The sequence below is a fragment of the Burkholderia sp. LMG 13014 genome (assembly GCF_905232215.1).
Classification (GTDB): Bacteria; Pseudomonadota; Gammaproteobacteria; order Burkholderiales; family Burkholderiaceae; genus Burkholderia.
The window spans coordinates 1-1,501 of record NZ_CAJNKE010000955.1 but is presented as its reverse complement, the minus strand read 5'-3'; the positions used below and the strand labels follow the sequence as shown (position 1 = coordinate 1,501).

The 1,501-nt window shown below is 66.4% G+C and carries 1 protein-coding gene; it reads right to left on the bottom strand.

Features of this window, described 5'->3' with window-relative positions; translation table 11 throughout:
* Window positions 1–108: 108 nt before the first annotated feature.
* On the bottom strand, window positions 109–1,501 hold a 1,393-nt coding region (locus tag JYJ84_RS36485), incomplete at its 5' end, for a hypothetical protein (RefSeq protein WP_205190283.1).

The window sequence follows — 1,501 nt, the reverse complement described above, 5'->3', positions numbered from 1 at the left end:
CGCAAGCGTGCGTCAGCCGATGGTGACGCACGCCGTGAGCCGGTAAGCGGGGAAGCAAGCAACTGGCATTGCTACACCCTCAACCGCTCGCCCACCCACCGATACCAATCAACTCGACACATACCTCGACGGCAGCGCCGGTGCATCCGCCGGAATCGTGACGAGCGACGTGTTCAGCCAGCCCTGCGGCGAGCCATTCGACTGCGCGTACGCGCCGACGTACGGCATCATCCGCGTCGTCTGGTAGACCTGCGGCGTCCACCCGGCGGGCGCGAGGAAGATCGACGTCGCGCGCTTTTCGCTATATGCGGATGCCCCATACGTCGAGATGTTCCACAGCGTCTGCTGATACGTCGCATAGTCGGCGTTGTGCCGCGACCCGCCGGCCTGCCAGCCTTCGAGCTGGATGAACGTGTTGTACGTGCCGGCGCCCGCGAGCAGATTGTTCACCGTGCGCCCATACAGGAACGACAGGATCAGCCCGCAGTTCGCTGGCGCGAAATCGCTGCCGACGCTCAGGTAATAGCGGCCCGTCGTGTTCAAAACCGACGCGTAATGCGAGTTGCCGATATCCGTCGACGTCGTCAGCCCGCTTGCACCCATGAAGCTGTCGAACGCCTGCATCGTGACGCCCGCCGGCAGGTCGCTCGTCGCGCTGATCGCGACGATATGCGAACCGGCCGCCAGCAGCGTGAGGAACGCGGACAACGTGGCCGTGTTCCAGTTGCCCTGCGCATCGACGAACGGAAACGCGCGATAACCCGTCAGCGCGAACACCGCCGGATCGGTGCCGGCCTGCCACGCGATCTGCGGCACCCACATCGTCAGCGGGCCGGCGTTCGATGCGCCGGACACGTACTGGTTCAGCGCATCGATGAGCTGCGCATCGGCTGCGGGCAGCACGCCATACGCCGCGCCGTTTTGCCAGCGCTGTACCCATTGGGCGACGAAGCCCGCGAGCTGGCCGCCGGTGAAGTCGGCGGGCGGCACGTAGCCGAGCGGGCCCGTGCTTTGGTACGCGGACTGGATGGCCGCGGCCGTGCGCACGTTGCTGCCGAACATGCTGTTTGCGAAATCCTGGCAGTTGTTGGCCGGCGGCGTTGCGAGCTGCGCAAGCGGGACGACCCATGCGCCGTTCGCGGTTGCGACACCGCGATACAGCGTGAGATTCGCGACCGAGTCGTGACCGGGAAACGTGGCGGCGTCGGCGCCCGACACGTAGCCGGCCGACGGCATGACGCTCACGGTGGTCGGTTGCGACCCGAACGGATGCGTGTACGCGATCGCAAACGACGCGTCGCCGCCGGCCAGGCTGAACGATCCCGTGCAATCGCCCCAGCTGTTCGACGCGCTGACAGCGGTCGATTGCCCGGTCGCGATCTGCGCTTGCGACGCCTGCGGCAGCGAGCCGCTCTGGCGTGCCGCATTACTGTACGCGAGCGTCGTCGACGGGATCGCATTGACCACGTTGATCGTGATCGAGCGGTCGGCGATCCCGTAG